At 34.2% G+C, this 22,069-nt stretch carries 22 protein-coding genes; 18 read left to right on the top strand and 4 right to left on the bottom strand.

The window, feature by feature from the left end:
* Position 1 precedes the first annotated feature (1 nt).
* From recO to C6368_RS01380, 10 genes are all read left to right on the top strand, one after another.
* Positions 2 to 709, top strand: coding sequence for a DNA repair protein RecO (gene recO, locus C6368_RS01425; protein ID WP_107037384.1), 708 nt, complete (start codon positions 2 to 4; stop codon positions 707 to 709).
* Positions 710 to 1,071: 362 nt separating this feature from the next.
* The gene (locus tag C6368_RS01420; protein ID WP_107037383.1) at positions 1,072 to 2,082 is read left to right on the top strand and encodes an NAD(P)/FAD-dependent oxidoreductase; all 1,011 of its coding nucleotides are present in this window, start codon (positions 1,072 to 1,074) and stop codon (positions 2,080 to 2,082) included.
* Between the two features lie 308 nt (positions 2,083 to 2,390).
* A complete protein-coding gene (locus C6368_RS01415) occupies positions 2,391 to 3,158 on the top strand; it encodes an exodeoxyribonuclease III (RefSeq protein WP_234369064.1) in 768 nt (255 codons plus the stop codon).
* A 733-nt stretch (positions 3,159 to 3,891) separates the two neighbouring features.
* Entirely contained in the window at positions 3,892 to 4,629 is a 738-nt protein-coding gene (locus C6368_RS01410; protein ID WP_107037381.1) for a YqjF family protein, read from the top strand.
* A 311-nt stretch (positions 4,630 to 4,940) separates the two neighbouring features.
* A complete protein-coding gene (locus C6368_RS01405; protein ID WP_107037380.1) occupies positions 4,941 to 5,432 on the top strand; it encodes a hypothetical protein in 492 nt (163 codons plus the stop codon).
* A 613-nt stretch (positions 5,433 to 6,045) separates the two neighbouring features.
* On the top strand, positions 6,046 to 6,510 hold the full coding sequence (locus C6368_RS01400) for a hypothetical protein (protein WP_234369063.1): 465 nt from the start codon (positions 6,046 to 6,048) through the stop codon (positions 6,508 to 6,510).
* A 94-nt stretch (positions 6,511 to 6,604) separates the two neighbouring features.
* The gene (locus C6368_RS01395; RefSeq protein WP_159038360.1) at positions 6,605 to 6,952 is read left to right on the top strand and encodes a hypothetical protein; all 348 of its coding nucleotides are present in this window, start codon (positions 6,605 to 6,607) and stop codon (positions 6,950 to 6,952) included.
* An 81-nt stretch (positions 6,953 to 7,033) separates the two neighbouring features.
* Complete coding sequence (locus C6368_RS01390; protein ID WP_107037378.1) at positions 7,034 to 7,768, top strand: peptide deformylase; 735 nt, start codon at positions 7,034 to 7,036, stop codon at positions 7,766 to 7,768.
* Positions 7,769 to 7,865: 97 nt separating this feature from the next.
* Complete coding sequence (locus tag C6368_RS01385) at positions 7,866 to 8,957, top strand: ligand-binding sensor domain-containing protein (protein WP_107037377.1); 1,092 nt, start codon at positions 7,866 to 7,868, stop codon at positions 8,955 to 8,957.
* Between the two features lie 164 nt (positions 8,958 to 9,121).
* The gene (locus C6368_RS01380) at positions 9,122 to 10,204 is read left to right on the top strand and encodes a BamA/TamA family outer membrane protein (protein WP_159038359.1); all 1,083 of its coding nucleotides are present in this window, start codon (positions 9,122 to 9,124) and stop codon (positions 10,202 to 10,204) included.
* A 42-nt stretch (positions 10,205 to 10,246) separates the two neighbouring features.
* Here the strand turns inward: C6368_RS01380 and C6368_RS01375 are convergent, their stop codons facing one another.
* Entirely contained in the window at positions 10,247 to 11,938 is a 1,692-nt protein-coding gene (locus C6368_RS01375; protein ID WP_159038358.1) for a POTRA domain-containing protein, read from the bottom strand.
* Between the two features lie 134 nt (positions 11,939 to 12,072).
* Here C6368_RS01375 and C6368_RS17185 point away from each other — a divergent pair, with 134 nt between their 5' ends.
* A complete protein-coding gene (locus C6368_RS17185; RefSeq protein ID WP_159038357.1) occupies positions 12,073 to 12,210 on the top strand; it encodes a hypothetical protein in 138 nt (45 codons plus the stop codon).
* 63 nt (positions 12,211 to 12,273) lie between these two features.
* Here the strand turns inward: C6368_RS17185 and C6368_RS01370 are convergent, their stop codons facing one another.
* The 3 genes from C6368_RS01370 to prfB form a co-directional block, all read right to left on the bottom strand.
* Entirely contained in the window at positions 12,274 to 12,936 is a 663-nt protein-coding gene (locus C6368_RS01370) for an SCO family protein (protein WP_107037374.1), read from the bottom strand.
* Between the two features lie 291 nt (positions 12,937 to 13,227).
* Positions 13,228 to 14,202: a hypothetical protein gene (locus tag C6368_RS01365; RefSeq protein WP_107037373.1), complete on the bottom strand. Its 975-nt coding sequence runs from the start codon at positions 14,200 to 14,202 to the stop codon at positions 13,228 to 13,230.
* Positions 14,203 to 14,268: 66 nt separating this feature from the next.
* The gene (gene prfB, locus C6368_RS01360) at positions 14,269 to 15,354 is read right to left on the bottom strand and encodes a peptide chain release factor 2 (protein ID WP_107037372.1); all 1,086 of its coding nucleotides are present in this window, start codon (positions 15,352 to 15,354) and stop codon (positions 14,269 to 14,271) included.
* A gap of 507 nt (positions 15,355 to 15,861) precedes the next feature.
* On the opposite strand from prfB, the gene gcvH reads away from it, so the two are divergent.
* The 7 genes from gcvH (at position 15,862) to C6368_RS01325 (ending at position 22,049) form a co-directional block, all read left to right on the top strand.
* Positions 15,862 to 16,242 (top strand): glycine cleavage system protein GcvH, encoded by a 381-nt coding sequence (gcvH, locus tag C6368_RS01355; protein ID WP_107037371.1) that lies wholly within the window; start codon positions 15,862 to 15,864, stop codon positions 16,240 to 16,242.
* 3 nt (positions 16,243 to 16,245) lie between these two features.
* Complete coding sequence (locus tag C6368_RS01350) at positions 16,246 to 16,623, top strand: VanZ family protein (protein WP_107037370.1); 378 nt, start codon at positions 16,246 to 16,248, stop codon at positions 16,621 to 16,623.
* A gap of 41 nt (positions 16,624 to 16,664) precedes the next feature.
* Positions 16,665 to 17,333 carry an energy transducer TonB gene (locus C6368_RS01345; RefSeq protein WP_107037369.1) on the top strand — a complete coding sequence of 223 codons (669 nt, stop codon included), beginning with the start codon at positions 16,665 to 16,667 and terminating at the stop codon, positions 17,331 to 17,333.
* 92 nt (positions 17,334 to 17,425) lie between these two features.
* On the top strand, positions 17,426 to 18,157 hold the full coding sequence (gene deoC, locus C6368_RS01340; RefSeq protein WP_107037368.1) for a deoxyribose-phosphate aldolase: 732 nt from the start codon (positions 17,426 to 17,428) through the stop codon (positions 18,155 to 18,157).
* Positions 18,150 to 18,974: a 3'(2'),5'-bisphosphate nucleotidase CysQ family protein gene (locus tag C6368_RS01335; protein WP_107037367.1), complete on the top strand. Its 825-nt coding sequence runs from the start codon at positions 18,150 to 18,152 to the stop codon at positions 18,972 to 18,974. The genes deoC and C6368_RS01335 overlap by 8 nt, the downstream gene beginning before the upstream one ends.
* Position 18,975: 1 nt before the next feature.
* Complete coding sequence (locus tag C6368_RS01330) at positions 18,976 to 20,535, top strand: hypothetical protein (protein ID WP_107037366.1); 1,560 nt, start codon at positions 18,976 to 18,978, stop codon at positions 20,533 to 20,535.
* Entirely contained in the window at positions 20,535 to 22,049 is a 1,515-nt protein-coding gene (locus C6368_RS01325) for a hypothetical protein (RefSeq protein WP_107037365.1), read from the top strand. The genes C6368_RS01330 and C6368_RS01325 overlap by 1 nt, the downstream gene beginning before the upstream one ends.
* Positions 22,050 to 22,069 lie beyond the last annotated feature (20 nt).

Genomic DNA, 22,069 nt, shown 5'->3' with positions numbered 1-22,069 from the left:
CATGAAAGGAATTCAACATGGGATTTTATTGAGGAAACTCAATTACAGTGAAACAAGTTTGATCCTAAATTTCTTTACCCTGGAAGACGGTTTTCAAGCATATATTTTCCAAGGTGGAAAGAAAAAGAAAGGAAATATTCTCCAAGCTTTAAGTTTGGTCGAAATTACCGCCTTCCGCAGAGAAGATAGTGAGTTGGGAAAAGTAACTGAAATCAATTCTACTTTTATTCCACAAAGTATACCTTATCATCCCCTAAAAAGTGGTTTAGCATTCTTTATTACAGAAGTTTTAGCTCAAGTTTTAAAAAGCAGCGACAAGGATGTGGAAATGTTCGAATTTCTGGAACATGAAGTAAAATGGATTGACAATTCTGACGAGTTCACCAATTACCCGATTTGGTTCTTACTGAAATTAGCAGACCAAATAGGAATTGGAATAAATGTTGCGAATTCCAATGGAACAATTTTCGACTTGCAAGACGGAGTGATCGCCAATCAAACACCAAGTAGTCACCTTTTTGTAAATGATGAGGTGGTTCCAATTCTTATTGAATTGTTGCAAAGTGAAAAGAATGATTTACTAGCAATGCATATTCATAAAACCCACCGAAGACAAATCACTGAACATTTAGTTAATTATTTCAGGTTACACATCAATGGCTTTAAAACTCCAAAATCTTTGAGCGTAATGCAAACTATCTTTAGTTAATTATGAATTACGAATTTTCAATTATGAATATTTGAAATTGTTAGTAAAGTTTTTAAATTACCGGAAATAATAGGTCGAAGCAACTCTCCCTTTGGAGGGAGATACAGAGGGAGGAAATTTGATTTGACTTTTTCAATATAAAAATCCACTCCTCAACGGCACCGCCGTCCCTCAAAAAACCTTCCTTTTCTTTTGCGTTCCTTTGCGAAAATCTCTGCTCCCTTTGCGGTAAAATCTCCAAATCCCATTAATAATTAACAAAGTGTCAACATTTCTAAGGAAAACAATCTTAGCTTATTACTGTTAAATAAAGAATAGTTAAATTTGTAAGTCAATTCGATTTACGATATAGATTAGAAAATATGATTAAAACAGATATAATTATAATAGGTGCAGGACCAGTAGGTTTGTTTACGATTTTTGAAGCAGGATTATTAAAATTAAAATGTCATTTGATTGACTCATTACCTCAGCCAGGTGGACAATGTTCTGAGATTTATCCTAAGAAACCGATTTATGACATACCGGGATTTCCTTCTATTTTAGCTGGAGATTTAGTTGATAATTTGATGGAACAAGCAGCTCCTTTTAAGCCTGGATTTACTTTAGGTGAAGCGGCATCTACAATTGAAAAAGTAGCCGATGATAAATTCATCGTTACAACAGATAAGGGAACACAACACGAAGCTCCAATCGTTATGATTGCTGGGGGATTAGGTGTTTTTGAACCACGTAAGCCACCTGTTGAGAATTTAGAAGTGTACGAGGATAAGGGTGTTGAATATATCATTAAAGATCCGGAATTCTACAGAGGAAAAGAATGCGTGATCGCTGGTGGAGGAGACTCCGCTTTAGATTGGGCCATCTTTTTAACAGATAAGAAAATTGCTTCGAAAGTGACATTAGTGCACAGAAGAAGTTCTTTCCGTGGACATTTAGATTCAGTTCAAAAAGTAATGGACCTTGCAGGTGAAGGAAAAATCAATCTTTTAACTGATAGAGAAGTTGTTGGTATTGGTGGTGATGGAAAGGTTGAAAACGTTGTGATCAAACACAAAACGGAAGGTGAAACTGTTTTGGCAACAGACCATTTTATTCCTTTATTCGGATTAAAACCATCACTTGGACCAATCGCTGATTGGGGATTAGAAATAGAGAAAAATGCAATTACTGTAGATACCAAAGATTACTCAACAAATATCCCAGGAATTTACGCCATCGGTGATGTAAATACATACGAAGGAAAGTTGAAATTGATTTTGTGTGGTTTCCATGAGGGAACAATCGCTGTTCAATCTGCTTTTGCAAGGATTCACCCGGATAAGAAGAATATTTTGAAGTATACGACAGTAAACGGAGTTACAGGCTTCTAGGTCTTTCTGTTTATAAAGCTCTTTATCGGCGTTGCACCCTTTTTTTAATTCAGTTGTTGACATAGGTCAACGCCTTAGAATTAAAAAAAGGTGCGCCTTGCTAAATAACTTTCTAATTCAGAAATAGCAACTAGGACTATTTGATTTTTTAGTTCAAAATAATGAATGAGACTTTCTATTTTAGAAGTTTAAATAATCCTGAAGGGATGAAATATATTAACCAAGGATGTAAATCCTTGTTTAAAATGAAATATAAGATATACAAACCCTGAAGGGGTGACACAGAAGGTAACACACAAACAAATAGAATGATGACAAAATTGGTTTCTTTTAATGTAAATGGTATACGTGCAATAATACAAAAGGATTTTGAGGCGGACATGAAAGCTTTAAATCCAGATTTTTTGTGTTTGCAGGAAACAAAAGCGCAAGACGATCAAGTTCAAGAAGCGCTGAAATCATTCGAAGATTATCATATTGTTTCTAATTCTGCGGTGAAGAAAGGATATTCTGGAACCGCTATTTTGAGTAAGGAAAAACCTTTGGATGTCATTAACGGCATTGGAGCAGAGGAGCATGACCAAGAAGGACGTGTGATCGCTGCCGAATTCAAAGAATTTTATGTTGTTGTGGTTTATGTTCCGAATTCAAAGAATGATTTATCGCGATTAGATTACCGCACAACTTGGGATCAGTCTTTCTTGGCCTTTTTGAAGAACTTAGAATCTAAAAAACCAGTTATCGTTTGTGGGGATTTCAACGTTGCCCATAGAGATATTGACCTTGCCAGACCAAAAGCAAATTACAATAAAGGCGCAGGATTTACCCAAAAAGAAATTGATGGAATGGATGCTTTCGTTGGAAATGGCTTATTGGATACTTTCCGTTTAATTAAACCAGAAGAAGTGAAATATTCTTGGTGGAGCTACCGTGGTGGAGCAAGAGGAAGAAACGTTGGCTGGAGGATCGATTACTTCCTAGTGAGCGAATCTCTGAAAAGTAAAGTCCAAAACGCTGATATTTTGAATGATGTGATGGGTTCAGATCATTGTCCTGTTTTATTGGAGTTGGAGTAGGGGGTTGTTTAGGCTTTAGATTCTTGTTGGTGTTTTCTTTTTTGAAAAACCTAAATACTAGTTATTGAGCATCTCCCCCTTCGGAGAGCCTGTCCCGAAAAAATCAGGAGGGACGAGGAGGAGGATTTTTCAAATACAGTTCCTGAGTTTTTTCAATAATCCTAATAAATAGCCCTTCATTGCATAACTTAAAGCTTATTTCTAGGCCACCATTTCCGCCTACAACCTATAAATTATTCCTTCTTTTTGGCATTCAAGCTATTTGTGGGAGCTTCACAAGGTCGCTACACAAATTAGCGTGAACTGCAAACCAAAAACAAGTTCATATCCCGAATTAATGACGAGTTTTTGTAAATGAAAAGCCAAAATGGCAATAGATTTGGTGAGCGCAGAGGTTTTTATTGTTTAGAATTGTAAATCCAATTTTGAGGAATAAAAATTTTGAGCATTACCCAAGGTAGCAGCCAGTTTTGCTTTGGAATAGGAAATTGGTGATTAATTCGGGATGTAGCTACCGGTTTTCGTCGGGGTGGAAAACGAAGCTTCGGGTTTGATTTTTAGCGGTAGAATTAAACGTATATTATTCGTGTAATTATACGGTTAGTAGGTTGATTAAATATTTGTACTCCTTTTATAATCAATTGAAAATGCTTGTTGTAGTTGGTTTTTCAAATGAAATTAATGTTATATTTGGTGGAAAAGATATAGGCTATTGTTGTAGCTAATTCGAAAAATGACAATTCAAGAAATATTAAATACCACAAAACACAGACCTTGGGAAATTCCGACTGAAAGATGGAAATTTTATCAAGAGTGGAATAATGCAATATTTCTTCATTATGAAGTTGACTTGACCGAATTGAAAAAGTTCGTTCCAGATGAATTGGAAATTGACCTTTTTGAAGGCAAACCTTGGATTTCAGTTGTTGCATTTACAATGGAAAAAATTAGACCGAAAAACCTACCTTCATTTCCGCCAATATCGGATTTTGACGAAATAAACATTCGGACTTATGTTAAGTCAAATAATAAAACTGGAGTTTTCTTCTTGAGCATTGAGGGCGGAAAAAGTTTATCGTGTAAAATAGCAAGAGGTATTTCGGAACTTCCGTATAGATTTTCGAATATAATGCGAACTGATAAAAAATATCAATCCAAGAATTCGGAATATAATGACAGGCTTGAAATTGAATTCAGACTCAAAAGTGAACTAAAAAGAAAAACGGAATTAGACAAATGGCTAACTGAAAGGTATGCTCTTTTTCAAGATACAAACGACTCGATTAACGAATTTGAAATACATCATTTAGAATGGCCAATTAATGAGGTTGACATACAGAAATTGGAATTGGATTACCCGAGATTTAAGAAATTAATAGGTGAAAATCCAAGTAAAACTCACTATTCAAAAGGAGTTAAAGTAATAGCTTGGGGAAAGAATAAAAAAGAAAAAACTGGGTACAACAATTAAGCACCAATGAGGTCAAGTAAGGCTTGAGTTCATTGTGCTTGGTGTTGAACTGGCGGGATCGAAGCCCTAAAAAAGCTAGAATAATACAATAATAAATATGCTGATTGATCAAATAAGAACACTTTTGAGCTTCTCGTTTAATTACGCGGTTAGTAGGTTGATTAAATATTTGTACTCCATTTATAATCTATTGAAAATGCTTGTTGTAGTTGGTTTTTGGAATGAGATTAATGTTATATTTGAAAGAATAAATATAGGATGGATATACGCAATGCGTATATCGACCTGTTTGTAGCTAATTAAACCAGAATATGAGAATAATATTTACAATTGTATTAACATCCTCTATCCTATTAGGTTGTGGTTACATAAAAGAAGATCGTAAATTAAACGTAACCTCTGTAAATTTAAATATGAAACCTAAATCTTTACTTGAAAATGTAAAACTTGCAATAAATCCACAATTTCAAGATTGGGTGCTTTTTGAAAATGGGACATACATAATACTAGATGACGTAAGCCAAATTTCAGATGTTAAAAGTGAAGCTATTAAATTAATGAAAGAATTTGGACCAGTTTCAACTGGGGGGCCTGCTGGTGATTTTGGAGTTACTTATTTGAATGAAACTGAGGGTTGGACTGTCTCAGGACACGGATATGGAATGTATACGTATGTAAACCCATCTGAATTAGATTCGAATTCACCGGATGATGCAACTATAGGATTATATGGACGCTCAAAACGCCATAAAGATGGACAAGAAGCCAATATAATTTACATCAATAGTGCTAAGAGTAACTAGCTACAACATGGCATACAGCAAATAAGTCAATTCACGTTTTCGAAAGTTCATTACTTTTTTTTCTGCTCTACTTGCTGTGTAATCAAATTGTTAAAATAATGAATGGGTTGGCCAAATAAAAACTAGAATTAACTTAAGCATAAATTAAAATGAAAAAGGGTTTAATGGATTTTGCCTTGTTAAGATAATCTCAATACCGATATTCTTCTCAATATCATTTATCTATTTTTTGTCAAATATAGGACCTTCTCATTACTATGACCTTAATGAGGTATGTCATTTAGAACTAGGGTAACCATTCACTTATTATTATTATTATTATTATGAATTTCTGCTTAGCAGAAGAAAGAAGCAGAAGAATTCGTAAAAACATTTAATACAAGGGGAGTGAAGCGGTGAAATGCCATTACACTCAGTATGATTTTATATGGGGGTACAGCGGTTCATAAAGGTTGGAAGTTATCTGACAAAGCGCCAGATCGCCATTTTGGCTTTTAGTCACAAAAAAAATAATAGCAAAATGCGTGGAGTTGGCTAGGTGGAACCTTTAAAAGTTTGTATCTTTCTATCGCCTAGGCAAACATACTGATAGCGTTGTGATTAATGATAACCAATGGAAATAAAAGAATTAAAAATTAGACCAGAGAAATACCAAAATAAAAAACTGATTAATGGCTATGATCAATTCAATCATTTGTTAAGGTTGTTAAGAACAAAGCTACTTTCTGATGAAATTGTAATTTCTATCAATAATCGAATAGACGAACTAAATCTTATTTCAGTTTCAGAAAAAGAATTGAGAATCCAAATTAGAAGGACTCAGTCGAGTATTATAAAGTTGATTGAAAAAAAGTTAAACCTTGTAACCAAAAATCACTATAGAAACACCTGGTTGGCTGTTGGAATGGCGGCGTTTGGAGTTCCTATCGGAGTTGTGTTTGGGATAGCTCTTGGAAACATGGGCTTGCTTGGAATAGGTCTACCTATCGGAATGGTTATTGGGATCGCTGTTGGTTCTGGTTTGGACAAAAAGGCATTTGAAGATGGAAGACAACTTGATTTGGAAATAAAATACTAAGTTCAGTAATTACACTTCAATAAAGATAAGCTTGGTTTGACTATATATCCGACAATCAGGTTCCACAAAAAGATAAAACAAAAGTGACCATTACATGAAACGACACCTCCTTTTAATTCTCTTAATTTTTACCGGCAAAATGGCCTTTGCTGGTCAATTGGATGGTTTAGAAGGTCTTTATATCGTGGTTCCAGCCGTACTTGTCGCAGCTGTATCAATTTTAGTCCTACTTAGCTCTTCGTATGTTAGATTTGTAGTGCGTCGCAATAAAGTAAATATTACATTAAACATCTCCTGCGTTGTCCTATCCTTATGCGCTTTGATTTCAATCACAACCCTTGGAGGCGGAATTGATCCAGGATTCTTGGCTACCTGCTGGGGTTTACTTATAATTTCAATTGTTTTAATATTCTTGAATTTCCGCGTTGGTTTGAATCGGTAGGAATAAGTTTAGGAAAGTTCATTAACTTTATCCAAAAGTGATAAAATTTAAAGCTAACTCGATTCAATAAAAAAATCCCCCATGTTTAAAAACTACATAATTCTAACCATTTTACTTATGACAGCACTTTCTCAATCAGGTTGCTCAATCGATAAATCCCTCACATTCGAAATTCCTAAGAAAGGTTTGGAAGTCGTTCAACATGTTCCAGCAGATGCTGAGGGAAGAGATAAAAACGCATTGTATTTAACCCCACGAAGAATTACAGAGTCAGAATTCAACACTCCTGAACTCAGTACATTTATCGACACCATGAACGCTGTAATGCTCAGAGAAGAAGGAGTGGGGATTGCGGCAAATCAATTGGGGAAAAGATTGCAGATTTTCATTATTGAAGCGATGGACGACAATCCAAGATACAAAGTTTTGGGAACGGTGACCAATCAGGTTTTTATTAATCCTGTAATTACCAAAGTTTCCGAAAATCGCAAAAACTTTTGGCACGGATGCTTGAGTGCGAATGGAGAAGATAGAGGAAATGTAGCCACTTTTGAATGGTTAGAATATGAATGCAAAAATCAAAAAGGAGAAATTCAACGAGGAAGACTCGATGGATTTGGTGCTGTAATTTTTCAACATGAATACAGACACTTGATGAATGGAACTTACTTGGATCATGCAAAACACTTACTTCCAAAATCAGAACTAGACGAGAAGCTTAAATCAGGAGAATTACCTTTCTTCGAATTGGCAAATGATACTTTGCCCTTGTTGATTGAAGGTTTTCAATTGGGGAAGAACCTTGAGGATTATTGAATTAAAAATGCTGTAACAAAATCTGCTTAGCGATTGCAATGAGTCAGAGTTTGCGCTCTCTTTTTTAGGATAACGATATTAAGAATAAAAAATTATTATGTATTTATTTCAAAGAATTCAAGCAGGATGTTTTACGCTGATCTTTTTATTCATTTTCAATCCTTGTATTGGACAAAATAATGAATCATTCCCCGTTTTAATTTCAAAAGTACATAAAGACAGTATTAGTTTAAAGGCAGAAACGGAACCGGAATATAGGAATAACATAAATGATAAGGACTACCAAGGAAATCAAATAAGTGGTGTTATCAGAACTGTTTTTCAAGACAGTAAAGGTGATTTTTGGTTTGGAACTCAAAATGGCCTTTGTCGTTATGATAAAAATGGCCTTGTTTATTTTGAACTTAAGGATTCGCAGGGTAAAAACGTTACTGTTCATGTTGTTATCGAAAATGATGATGGAAATATTTGGATTGGTTATGGTGGGGGAATAGCCAAGTTTGACGGCACATTTTTTACAATCTATCACGAAAAAGATATTCTAACTGTTGGAGGACTTTGGAGTATGAAAATTGATCAAAATGGTTTAATTTGGGTCGGAACAACTCAAGGAGTTTACACTTTTAATGGTTTAAAATTAACACCCTTCGAAATTCCCGAAGGTAAAATAAACCCGGCAGTTGGAGTTAGCACATCAAAAATGATTCATTCGATAATAGAAGATAGTAAAGGAAGGATGTGGTTCGCAACGAATGGTGGGGTATTTATTTATAATGACACAATATTAAAAAACATATCAGAAAATGAAGGCCTTTCTTCAAATTTTGTAAATGACATTATTGAAAGCGAAAATGGTGATTTTTGGATATCAACTTCTAATGGTATTTTTAAATACAATGAAATTTCGATTAAGAATATTACCGAAAAACTGATCGGTAAAGGAGATGGCATCGGTTGCATTTTTGAAGATAATGACGGTCAGCTTTGGTTTTCAGTGAACAAAAGGGAAATATATAGATTTGATGGCGTTGCATTCACAGAAATTAAGAGCGAGGATAATGATTTTATGCCCTTTCCTTTTAGTATGTTTCAGGATGATCAAAAACGACTTTGGTTTGTAGGTCTTAAAGGAGCTTTTCGATATGAGAATAATAATTTCGTTAATGTGAACAGGGATGGTCCATGGTAAAACAACAAGAAAACAATTCAACGATATATGAAGAAAAAATATTTTGATTCTATCCTTGGCTAAAACTAATTGTTCAATTACTTGTTATAATTCAAGTTGAAAATAGAAAGCTCACCAATCACAACTGTGAGAACTTTCGTACATTTACATCTAAAAAAACCTAATTGAAATACTTTTTACTTTTTCTTTTTATCATCTTGGTAGCACTTCCTTCATCGGTAAAAGCACAAGAAAATGATACAAGCAGATATTCTCCTAAAATCATTGGAATTCCTATTCTTTTCTATGGTCCAGAAACCCGTTTGGGATTTGGAGCGGCAGGATTTTTTAGCTTTAAAACCAATCCAAATGACACTATTTTACGTCCGTCACAAATCAATTTAGGAGCGGCTTATACTTTGGAAAAGCAAGTGTTAACCTATGCTTCTTTTGATATATGGGCGATGCAAAACAAGATCGTATTCAATGGTGAAGTTGGCTATTATCGCTATTTCTACAATTTTTATGGTTTAGGAAATGAACCAAGAGAAGTAGAACAATATTCGGTGAATTATCCACGTGTTCGATTTAAAGGTTTTTACGAAGTTTTACCTGCTTTTTACGCCGGAATTCATTACACTTTCGATGATTTTGATGTTGTAGAAAGGGCAGAAGGAGGGCAGTTGATTCAAAATACCATCACTGGAAGTCAAGGAGGAATAATAAGTGGATTAGGTGTAGGAATTAAGTACGACACGAGAAATCATAATTTTTATCCAACGAAAGGATATTCCATTCAAGCCAGTTTTGAACGTTTTGGAAATTGGATAGGAAGCGATTTTACTTACAATCTAACAACTATAGATGCCATTCGTTATTTTGATTTAAAAAAGGACAAAGTAATTGCTGCGAATGTCTACGGAAGATTCATTCAAGGAGATGCACCGTTTTTTCATCTTTCAAGTATGGGAGGAAACAAACAAATGCGTGGTTATTATGATGGATATTGGCTAGCTAAACAAAAAATAGGTTGGCAAGCAGAATACAGAATGCCAGTTTTTTGGCGTTTTGGAATGGTCGCTTTTGCCGGAAATGCTATTGTTGGAGATCAAATTGACCAATTGCAATGGAAAAACATCAGAACAACCGCTGGTTTAGGGGTTCGCTTTAAGATTGATAAAGAAAGAAAAGTGAATGCCAGAATCGATTTTGGAGTTTCAAGTGATTTAACAACAGGTTTTTATTTTACTATTGGTGAGGCGTTTTAATTTAGAACTCAACCACTCGCGCATGGCGGATGAATATTGCCCTTAAAAATAAGTCACATACCCAAAATGCACTTTCCCGTTCTTTAGTTCAATAGGGTTGTTAAACTCTTTTCCTAAGGCATAAGAAATTGAGAAAATCCCCAAATTCGTTCCAAAACTGAAACCTGCTCCAAACCCAAATGGTTGGTCACTTGTGTAATCTCTAGAATTGTTTTCATAAAAAGATTGATCGAAAAATGCAAAAGCATGGGATGTTCTATCAACCAAAAATCGATATTCTGCGGTAAAAGTTGTTAAGGTGGTAGCAAAAAGCAATTCTTCATTAAACCCTCTTTGAGTGGTTAACCCTCCAAACCTAAAGACTTCATTTTGGTAAATAATTGGTGCGTAATAACTTCTGGTAGTATTTGCCAAACGAATTACATGCCTCCTCGCTAAAGGAAAAAACACCTCCATATTTAAATTGCCTTTAAATGTTGTTGCAATTGTTGTTGTGTCTTCCTGAGTTGGTCTACTTTTCCTTCGTCCAGCTGAAATATCAAACGATAATCGAAATCCTTTACTTGGGTTCGGTAAAAAATCTACGTTATTACGGTACAATCCAATTCCATAACTGTTGTTTGATAAAGAAGATAAATTATTGTTGGGAATGGAAGTTGCGCCAGAAAGTAAATTAGAATTGTTGGCCTCATAAAACACTTTTATATAGCTTCCGCCGGTAAGAAAATATCTGATTCCAAAGTTTACATTCGTACTCAAAAAGGTACTGTCTTGTTTGTATAGATCAAACTTTGTGTCAATTCCAAAAGGAGTATTAAATAAAAATGGAAAACTAAAACTCAGGTCTAATTCTTGCGTTTGTGGCTGTAAACTTTTCCAATTGATGTCTAATTCTTCTCCACGTTTTAAAATGTTGAGTAATTTCAATCTTACATCACCCGTAACAACAGTTTTTTCTGTAACGAGATCAGGTTGAAGTCCTACAATTCCATTGATTAAGCTTACAGGAACACTTTCTAAATAAAGAAAAACTTCAGCGCCTTCTGGAGTAAATAGTATTTCATGTGGTCTAATTTCTTTTATGAATTGAATTTGTTGAATCTTATTGGAAATATTTCGCAACAATTCTGCGTCATAATCATCACCTTCTTTAATTGCAATGGCATTACTAACAAATTTATCTCGAACTTTTGATTCTCCCTTTATTGAAACACTTTTAATTTTCACAGGTGGACCTTTTTCAATATTCAAATGTGCGGTAGATATTCCAGCTTCAATTTGTTCCACTGTAAGAAAAACCTTAGAAAAAGGAAAGCCATTGTTGTTTAAGTATTGATTTAGTCCGAGCAAAAGTTGTTCAACTAGAATAGGTTTAAACGGAAGTTTTGAAATCATTCTTTCGTTCATTCTGGGAACCTTACTGATGAGGTAAGCATCTTCTTCATCGAATGAAATACTTAGCTTTTCGAACTTTTCACCTCTATAATAATGAACAATTGCTTCGTTTTGTTTGAATTCTACTGAATCTATTGAAGCTAAAACATAACCTTTTTTGATGTGTTTACTTCTTGTCTTATTCAGGTATTCCAGTACTTCCTCTTTACTTTCCAAAACCATTTCTTTTTTTGGCTTGAACGGATTACTCTCTTGTGAAATAAAAGACAATTGATAAGAATTTTGGCCCAAAATGAAGAAGGGGAAAATTATTCCTAGAAGGCTAAATACTCTGATCATACGATACACTTAAACGTACTTGTTAACGTTTTATTCTTTACAAGTTTAGGAAATCAAATGTAGAAAAAGTCTTTTAGTTAATTGTAATTCTATATATTTACAGCATTAAACCTTATTTAAATAAAATTTTAGCTATGAAAAAAGTAATGCCTTGGGCTTTCGTTGGACTGTTTTTTATATCAATGGCCTCTTGTGGCTCTTCAAAAGCGAAGTGCGATGCTTATGGAGTAGTTGATACACAAACTGAGCAAAATGATTTAGCTCAACAATAAAAAGAGCAATTCATCCGATAATTTCGGAAATAAAATATTTAATAGGTGTAAAATTAATTACACCTATTTTTCGTTTAATAAAAGATCGATATCTTCCATTAGTACATCAATCTCTTCACTACTTGTTCCATCATAATAACCTCTGATTTGTAATTCTTTATCCACCAAAACAAAATTATTGGTATGAATAAAATCTGAACCAGCGTCACCTAAATTTCTTGCCTCAGCCGGTTTCAGTACAAAGAATGAGTTTCTTGCCAAGCTGTATAAATCATCTTTAGTTCCGGTTAAAAAGTGCCATTGCCCATCCACTGCATTATGTTTTTCTGCATAAGCTTTCATTACTTCAACAGAATCAATTTCAGGATCTACAGTAAAACTTAAAATCTTTAAATCATCATTTCCAGAAAATCTTTCTTGAACGCGCATCATTTCTTCTGTCATAATTGGACAGATAGTCAAACAAGTAGTAAAGAAATATTCAGCAACAAAAATTCTTCCTTTCACATCGTCTAAAGTGATTGTTTCTCCATTTTGGTTGGTCAATGAGAACTTTCCAACGCGGTGTCCGATTCCTTTTTTTACTAACTCTGGGTCCACCATTTCTGAATTTACATCACGTGGTTGAATAACAGGAAGCTGTTTTCTTTCCATTCCTTCTTTATTAATGTAGTAGGCAGTGAATACCCCAATAACCAAAATAATTAATGTCAATACAACTCTCATGCTATTTTCTTTTAATTCTAATTACTTATTGTTTGAAAATTGGTCATTCAAAAAATAATATCTAACTACAAAAATATCCAATTATCTCTTTAAAAATGAGCTTTAACATTTAATTATTCAATTGTTTTGAGGAATGATTTTACAGTTGTTATATTATATAAGTATTGAACAGTCATTCCTGTAAAAACGAACGCAATTTTACATCATTTGAATAAAAAAAGCACCATTAACAAATTTGTTAATGGTGCTTCGCATTTGATTGTGCTGAGTTTACCTCATGTCACTTTGAAGTTATTTCAATGTAAATGTATCTTTTCCAATAAGGGCTCCGTCTGCAAATATTTTAACTACGTAGTTTCCACTAGCTACTTCCTTTCCTTCTAGGTTGTAAACTATTGTCATGTCTACCAATTGTCCTTGATAATCTATTTCTCTTTTTCCAGTAAATAGAATTTCACTTCCTGCAACTTGAGTCACATCATTTGGACGTTTGTAGATTACTTGTCCGTTAGGCGCAGTAATTTGCATATAGATCGTTTTGCTTCCAGTTCTGGCAATTTTGTTTTCACCTATTGTAAATGAACAAGAAAGAACTTCAGCTCTTGCTGCACGATTCACATCTTTCGTAGATCCTCCAAATGTTTGGTAACGCAATGCTTCACTCACAAAGTTGAAAGCGTTTAATTTCGCTCCTTTTGTTAATAATTCAGCGTTTTGATCATTTTGTTTTCTTAAAGAATCACGCTCCGATTGCGTTAAATTTAATTCAGAACTTGTTTGATCTAAACGAGAAGTTAAATCTACATTTAAAGTGTTCAATGAATCAATAGTAATCAAATAACGATTCATGATTTCACGCAATTGTCCATTACGCTTCTTTAATTGGTTGATTTCGTAATAACTTCTGTTTTTTGTATCTTTTAATTGTGCCAATAAAACACTAATACTGTCTTTTTGAATTTGTAAACTGTCGGCCTTAGAAGCGTCCTTTTCAATCAGCTTGTCATAAGTGTCCAACATGTTTTGAAAATCTAATTTCAAATCTGTTGTAGCTCCATCAATGTAACCTCCTAGGGCTTCATTCATTGAGTTCATTTCTTGTTCAAGCTGCTCATTTGTAGTTTGACATGTTTCACGGGCGTTTGATTCTTTCGAATACATCCATCCTAAAATAGCAACTCCAATTAAGGCGATAATTGCAACTAAAATCCAAACTCCTGCTGAGGATTTTTTTGACTCGTTATTAAACTGTGTTTGTTCTGACATATTGTTGGTTTGTTTATGTTGCGAAAATATATAATAATAAGATAACTTTCAAACGTTTATGATTTATTAAGAACCGTATTCCATTAGATACGCTTTGAGGAAGTCATTTAAACCTCCATCCATTACATCATCAACGTTTCCTGTCTCGTAACCTGTTCTAACGTCTTTTACTAATTTGTATGGATGCATGACGTAATTTCGAATTTGAGAACCCCATTCAATGTTCTTCTTTTCCGATTCAATTTCTGTTCTTTTTTCCAGTCTTTTGCGTAATTCCAACTCATAAAGCTGAGATTTTAGAAGTTGCATAGCTTTTTCCTTATTCCCCAATTGTGAACGTGATTCCGAATTTTCAATCACAATTCCGGATGGGGCATGGCGTAATCTAACCGCTGTCTCAACTTTATTTACATTTTGTCCACCCTTTCCTCCAGATCTAAATGTTTCAAAAGATATGTCTGCCGGATTGATGTCAATTTCTATAGTGTCATCTACAAGTGGGTATACATAAACAGATGCAAAAGAAGTGTGTCTTTTTGCATTTGAGTCAAAAGGCGAAATTCGAACTAATCTGTGCACTCCATTCTCTCCTTTAAGGTAGCCAAAAGCAAAATCTCCATCGAATTCTATGGTTACAGTTTTTATTCCTGCAACTTCGCCCTCTTGATAGTTGAGTTCCTTAATTTTATAACCATTCTTTTCTCCCCACATTAAATACATGCGTAAGAGCATGTTTGCCCAGTCGCAACTTTCTGTTCCACCCGCTCCAGCCGTGATTTGTAAAACAGCGTTCAAGTTATCTTCTTCTCCTGAAAGCATGTTTTTTAATTCTAAACTTTCTAGGTCGCTTATTATCTTTTTGTATAAGGCTTCAATTTCTTCGACAGTGCCTGAGCCATCATTATAAAATTCTATAAGCACTTCTAAATCCTCTGTTCTTTGTTCTAAAGAATGAGTAGAATCTACCCAAAATTTCAGTTGACGATTTTTCTTTAAAAGCACTTCAGCTTTTTTTGGATCGTCCCAAAAACTTGGGTCTTGTGCGGCCAGTTCATTTTCATGGATAGTTCTTTTTTTCTCGTCAATAGACAAGTAGATGAACAAGTTTTTAATCCGTTCATTTAGGGATTTTATTTGGTCGCTATTTACCATAAACACAAAATTAAAATTTTGGCGGTATTAAGCATGTAAATTATAGATTTTTAGCATGAGAAGCCCTAAAATGCTTGGATTTATTGTCAAATTCAGCCTAATATATCTTTTAAGGTAAGTGGTTGAAACCAGTTTTGGATTTTCACAAGAATTGTTTTTTTGATTAGAACTCTATTGATGTGGGGTTCATCCCACATTCAAAAGAGTTAATTCATTCAAGTTCTAGCCGTTTCAATGGCTTATAGTTTTGGAACTATTTGAACGCAAATGGCTAATTAAAAACCATAGATTTTTTAATAATATTTTGAGCCTTTTTATCCCAGCTTACTTTGCATTCATGTAACATATAAAAGCTGATGAAATTGGAATAAAATTCGATTTTCAAATAGAAATCATAAGTCAGTATCCAATATTCCCATCGAAAGCATATGTAAAGTCGAATATTTTCATAAAAACTCAAGTAGTTTCACATAAAAATTTTACATTTGAATCCAAAATTTAATAACTATGAACATTCCTGAAAATTTAAAATATACAAAAGACCACGAATGGTGTTTAGTAGAAGGTGATATGGTGACAATCGGTGTTACTGAATTCGCACAAAGTGAACTTGGTGATATCGTTTTCGTTGAAGTTGAAACCGAAGGTGAAGAATTAGAGCGCGAAGAAGTTTTTGGTTCTATTGAAGCTGTAAAAACTGTTTCAGATTTGTTTATGCCTGTTTCAGGTGAAGTGGTAGAGTTCAATGAAGAATTGGAGTCAAATCCAGAGTTGGTAAACTCAGATCCGTATGGTGAAGGTTGGATGATTAAAGTGAAAACAACTGATCAAGAAGGACTAGACGGATTGTTAAGTAGCGCTGACTATAAAGAATTGATTGGGAAATAAGTCGTGCTTCGATTTATTTTTCCAAGTCTAATTTGGACAGCACTTGTTGTAGTTTTAAGTCTTGTTCCCAGTTCAAACGTGAGCCTGAATGACTTTCAAATTAAAAATGTAGATAAAGTTGCGCATTTTTTAATGTATACTTTTTTATGTTTATTTTGGGCAATTGGTTTAAAAAGGCAATTTATTTCTGTTGGAATACGAAGATTTGCACTTCAAATTAGTTTTTTTGGAGGACTATTAATCGGTGTATTGCTTGAGTTTCTGCAGGATTATGCCGTAGAAACGAGATCATTTGAAATATTTGACTTGATTGCTAATGGAATTGGTTGTATTTTTGGGATAGGCTTATTTAAAATTATTTATAAAGGTTCTTACAGATAATCATGGTATTGTTTTTGTAAGTGAAAAGAAAAATTAAAGTTATGGAAAGTAAAAAAAATCCGGAAGTTGATAATGAGCGATTGAGATTACCGCTTATATTTTTAGGTTTTTTCATTGTTGGAAGTCTTGTAACACTTTCATTTTCTTTTAAACAAGAAGTTGAAATCGTTTCGAATGAAAATGAGCAACGTGAAAGAACAGACATCCCAGAAGAATTAGAAGTTATTGAAGAAGAAAAGGAAGATATTGTTGTACAAGAGATTGTAGAGCCAGAAGTGACTCCACCACCTTCAGAAGAAATTGAAGTTAAGCAAAACGTTGATAAGGATGAACCTATTAAGGTAGAGACTCCTCCAATTGATATTACACCGGTGGAAGCACCTGCTCCAGAAGCGCCAATTGTTGATTATCCAGATAAAGAGGCTGGTTATCCTGGTGGTGCTGCTGCCATGAAGCAATTCTTAGCTGACAACATTAAATTTCCAGAAATCGCTATGGAATTAGGTGATCAAGGTCGTGTATTTATCGAATTCGTTGTGAATAAGGATGGTTCGATAGAACAAGTGAAAATTTTAAGAGGTGTTTCTCGTGAAATTGACACTGAAGCTCGTCGTGTTGTACGTTCTATGCCTAAATGGGAGCCTGCTGAAGCAAATGGTGAACCAGTAAGAGCAAGATGTCGTATTCCAATTAACTTTATTTTACAATAGAATACGGTCACAAAAATATTTGAAAAGTCTATCTTAGGGTAGGCTTTTTTTATAGCCTAAAATTTGTAACTTGTACCCTAAATATTGTTTTTATGACATGGACTAAAAAAGAGATTTGCAGTTTTGTTGATTTAACATCTCTCAATTCATTTGACTCCCCAAAAAGCGTAAAGGTTTTTTTGGATGATGCTTTGAGTTTTGAAAAAAAAGGTTTTCCAGTCGCTGCAGTTTGTCTTTATCCCAATTTCGCACCCCAAGCTGTTGAAGTGCTAAAAGATACTTCAATTAAAGTGGCTGTGGTTTCAGGTAATTTCCCAAATTCTCAAGGTTTTTTAGCTACAAAATTAAATGAATGTAGCTTGGCAATAGACGCAGGTGCAGATGAAATAGATATTGTCCTTAATTTAGGTGAATTTGAAGATAAGAACTACGATCATGTTGTGAATGAAATAAAAGCTTTTAAGGGAATAATGCCGAATAAAACATTGAAGGTTATTCTTGAAACTGGCTACTTGAAGAGCTCAGAAAAGATAAGATTGGCCGCTGAAATGGCTATTGAAGGTGGGGCAGATTTCATTAAAACTTCAACTGGAAAAGAATTTCCCGGAGCAACTAAAGAAGCTGTAGAGGTCATGGCTAAATTAATAGCTGAATACAAAGAAAAAAGAACTGTTGGCTTAAAAATAAGTGGTGGTGTAAAAACATATGAAGATGCCTTAGGCTATTTTAAAATGATAGAGATGTATTTAGGAAAAGACTATATGACACCTGAGAATCTGCGGATCGGTGCAAGTTCATTAGTGAGAAATTTAATGAATGACTGAATTATTTAAAGAATATGGTATAACAATACGTGCTGCTTTGGAAGCTTCCAAAGTAATTATGGATATTTATGCTGGAGAATTTGATAGAATAGAAAAAGAGGATGGTAGTCCCGTAACTAAAGCCGATTTGAATTCTTCGAAAATTATAGACCGCTATCTGAAGCAAACTAATATTCCAATTACTGGAGAGGAAATTGAGAAGGAGCCATTCGCTATCCGTTCAGCTTGGAAAAAAGTTTGGTGCGTAGATCCTTTGGATGGAACCAAGGAATTCATAAAGAAAAATGGAGAATTCGTAATTAATATAGCTTTAATTGAAAATGAAAAACCCGTTTATGGATTGATTGCCTCACCTGTAAATCAACAAATTATTCTTGGGGGTAAAAGTTATGGCGCCTTCCAAATGAGTTATGAAGATGCATTACATCCTGAAAAATGGAAAAAGTTGAATCAATTATCAGCGGTGAATTCCCCAGTTCATATTATTGCTTCGAGAAGTCACTATTCTGGGAATCTTTTGAAATTAGCAGATTATATCGAAAAAGAATATGGGGAAATAAGATCTACTGCTATGGGTTCTGCATTGAAATTTTTTGAGTTAGTCAACGGAAATGCCGATGTATACCCTAGATTTGCACCAACTATGGAGTGGGACATTGCTGCTGGTCAGGCTATTTATGAAGCTCTTGGTGGTGAAGTTCTTGAAGTGGAAACAGGAAAACCACTTTCTTACAATAAAAAAGACCTTAGAAATCCGTATTTTGTCGCTTCAAAAGAAAGTATGAAGCTTTCCATGAATTTTTTCAATACTTACTAATTTGAAACAATCAACTTTGTTATTAAGCTTTTTGCTTATTCTTTCCGCTCAATTTAGGGCACAGGAATTACTAATTCCTTCCTCAAGTGCTATAAAAGATAATGCCTTATTCTCAGATTCAACAAATAATATTGTTGGAAATGGTTTCTTTCCTGTGTCATATAATGAGGCGAATTTCAAATTACCAACGAAAGATACTTCCAGGAATTGGGTGATGAGAAAATTATTTTCAGAACATTTTATTCAACAGTCAGGTAAGGATTTCTTCTTTGCTGTAGATCCTTTACTGAATGTTTCCATCGGGCAAGAGCAACTTCAGAATTCTTCGGACTACCTCTTCCAAAATACACGGGGAGCACAAGCTTTCGGTCAAATCAAAGAGGTATTTTCTTTCTATACTGCGTTTTATGAAAACCAAGCACGATTTGTAAAATATCAAAGTGATTTTTTTAATGACAGAGGGGAATTATTTCCGCTTGCCTTTGGACCACAAAATGCTGTTATTCCTGGAGGAGGAAGAACAAAACCATTTAAAACCAATGGTTACGATTACTCTTCATCTGTAAGCTATATTCGGCTTACTCCAATAGATAAATTGGCTATCCAATTCGGTAATGCACCACGTTTTTATGGTTGGGGATATAGATCAATGTTACTTTCCGATAATTCCTTTAATTACACACATTTAACTATCGATTGGGAAATTATTGATGGATTATCTTACACATTTATGCGTGGTAAACAGTTAAACCTTCAGCGAAAATTATATACGAATTTAGTTGAAGCTCCTTATGAAAGAAAAGGAATTGGGGTTCATTATTTAAGCTACAAACCAACTCCATCTCTGTCGATAGGACTTTTCGAATCCACAGTTTATTTACGAGATGATGCTACAAGTAGTCAACGGGTGAATCCCTATTTTTACAACCCAATGATTGGAGTAAATACCATAGCCAATGGTGCTGAAAATGGAGATATGAAAAATCTTTTTGGGTTGAATTTGGCGTGGCAATTTCATCCGCAACACATGTTGTATGCGCAAGCCGTAAGTGACGATATTACCAATAAAGAATATGGTTTACAACTGGGATATCGATCGGGAAATACATTTAATATTAGTGATTTGTTTTTTCAAGTAGAAGCCAATGTTGCGACTTCAAATTTGTATGCAGCCAACAATGAAAGAATGGCTTACACGCATTATAATTTGCCATTGGCCCACACCCTAGGGAATGGTTTTACTGAAATAATTGCAAGAGCTAGTTATCAATGGAAAGGTGTTTTTATTGATGGGAAAGTAGTTTATTACACTGCTGAACAACCAATTGAAAATAAAACACGACTTTTTGAATCTAAAGAGTTTGTTTCTATAATGAATGAAACAGAAGTTATGAATGCCAATGTTGAATTAGGATATGAATTAAACCCTGCAACTCAATTGCGTATGTTTGTTAATTTGAATTACAGAACAAGTGTTTCGAATTTAGGAGATGATTTGAATTATGGAGCTGTTTCCATAGGAATTCGTACTGCTTTAAGTAACCAATATTTTGATTTCTAATGAAAAACCTACTCACCATATTATTGCTTTTTCAATGGACATTTTTCATTGCGCAAACTGAGGTTGAACCAAAAATTAACGCAGAGGTCAATTATTTGAACTATGATGCTTTTTTCGAAAGTGATGAGTTGAATGTTAACCCCGTTTTGCCTAATTTATCGAAACCATATCAGCCAGGATATCGACTTCCATGGGTTTCGAAACAAGAAAAATACAAGGACAATTACTTGCATATTTTTCCAGTTGTGAATGTGTTGGGCTCATTTAAAAATGATGGAAACTCTACTTATTCTGCAAACTTTGGAGCTGGACTGGGAATTACAACGCAATTATCAAAGAAATTTTACGCCAGATTATTGTTAACGGGAAACGCTTTTCAACGAGAAGGAAGTAATTTAGATTACTCTAGTATTTTTAGAAGTGATTTTTGGGAAGAATCTAATAACTCTACTACACTTTCTATTCAACCAAGGTTTAGAATGAGTTTTTCGCCGTATGAGTTTTTGAATATTCAAGCTGGGGTAGATCAACATTTTATTGGTCAAGGAAATCGCTCAATGTTATTAGGAGATTATGGCGCTCCCTATCCATTTGTTCAATTGAGAACTAAGATTTGGAAGCTCGAAATGGTCAATATTTATCAATTTTTCAAAGAGAATGAAAATACACAACTCACGCGGAAATTTGCATCAACACATTTCTTTAATTTCAATGCAACTGATAGATTTCAAATTGGTGTTTTTGAAACAGTAGTTTTTGCACCAAAAGACACTTTATTAAATAGAGGATATGAAGTCGAATACCTCAATCCTTTCTTGTTTTACCGTCCAACGGAATATGGTTTGGGATCTCAAGATCGCTTATTAATTGGGTTAAACACAAGTTATCAATTTGATCGATTCATGGTTTATGGTCAATTTGCATTGGATGAATTTGTTCTTAAAGAATTGGTTGATCGTACACGGTGGTGGGCGAATAAATACAGTGGTCAAATAGGAATTAAAGGTAAGAGAAACTTAACAAAAGGTCAACTGAGATGGCAAACTGAATTGAATTTTGCAAGACCATTTACCTATTCTCATATCAATGAAAGTACAAATTATGGAAATCAAGGACGTCCTTTAGCTCATCCTTTAGGTTCAAATTTTGTTGAAATATACACACAATCGAGTATGCATTTCAATTCAAACTTTACATTAACGGGAAGATTCTTCTTCGTTCAACAAGGTGGAGCAGATGGAAATGATTCTATATCTTACGGTTCAGATGTTTATCAATCATACACAGATCGTCCAAAAGAATACGGTTATAAAATTGGTGGAGATGGACAAGTGAATCGCTTTCATTTTTCTGTTGAAGGAAGTTACAGAATTTCAGAAAAACTGATGATAGATGCTTTTATTCGTCCTGGTGTAGAATTAAACAATATGGCTCAAAAAAATTATAATACTCACTTTATGGTTTTCGGAGGAATAAGAACAAGTCTTTGGAATGAAAGGAGTTTTAGTTTTTAGAATTACTTCCTTTATTCAAA

Origin of the sequence: Brumimicrobium mesophilum (genome assembly GCF_003025005.1) — a bacterium.
Taxonomy (GTDB): domain Bacteria; phylum Bacteroidota; class Bacteroidia; order Flavobacteriales_D; family Crocinitomicaceae; genus Brumimicrobium; species Brumimicrobium mesophilum.
This window is presented reverse-complemented; position numbering and strand designations above follow the sequence as displayed.